Consider the following 818-nt stretch of genomic DNA (forward strand, 5'->3'; position numbering starts at 1 on the left):
TTCTCGGTGGTCTCCGAGAAGCGTCGGGCGGTTCCCACCTTGAGGCGCTTGATCTGATTGCCCCAGTACGGCTGGTCGGCCGAGCTCCACAGAATCAAGGTGGGTATGCCTGCACGCAGGCTTGCGGCAGTGGTGCCTGAGCCCCCGTGATGAACGACCGCGCGGCAGGCCGGAAAGACGGACGCGTAGTTCACCACGCCCACGACCTTGACGTGGTCGAAATGCGGCACGTCGCTGAAATCAGTTCCGCCGAAACACAGGAGGGCCCGCTCGCCGAGGTTCGCGCACGCCGAGCTAATCATTTCGACTGTGGCGGAGGGGGATTCGAGCGGTATGCTTCCCGAACCGAAGCAAATCGGCGGTGTTCCCGCGGCGATCCACGACAACACCTCGTCGTCGGTATCGGTGGGCAGCTCCATCGTCAGCGATCCAACGAAAGGACGCTGGCCGCCCCATTTCGCCCATTCGGCCGCCAGGCCGGGGAAGCAGACTGAGTCGTACGCCTGGATTTCCAGCGATTCGCGTTCTGCGATCCGTCGCGGCGAGGCAACCGTGGCCGTGGGCAAGCCGAGTTCACGGCGCTGGCGGTCCTCGGCCCTCTTGTTCATGCGCCAGCACACCCAGTCGTACACCGCCATTCCGGTGCGAACCATCGGCCCCGGCAGCATCGGAATCAGCTGCCCGTTCGGCCGCATCGGGATGTAATGCAGCGTGGCCATCGGAATGCCGTAGTAATCCGCCACGTTGATCGCCAGGTCCTGGTAGAGCTGGCCCGTGAAGAGCAAATCGGCCCCGGCCCCAACCGAGATCAGGGACGA

1 protein-coding gene is annotated in these 818 nt (G+C 64.3%); it reads right to left on the minus strand.

From position 1 onward, the window contains the following. Positions 1-818, minus strand: an 818-nt coding sequence (locus A5711_RS04605; RefSeq protein WP_067944468.1) for a glycosyltransferase, incomplete at both ends; no start/stop codon positions are given.

The organism is Mycobacterium sp. E2238 (assembly GCF_001672665.1).
GTDB lineage: Bacteria > Actinomycetota > Actinomycetes > Mycobacteriales > Mycobacteriaceae > Mycobacterium.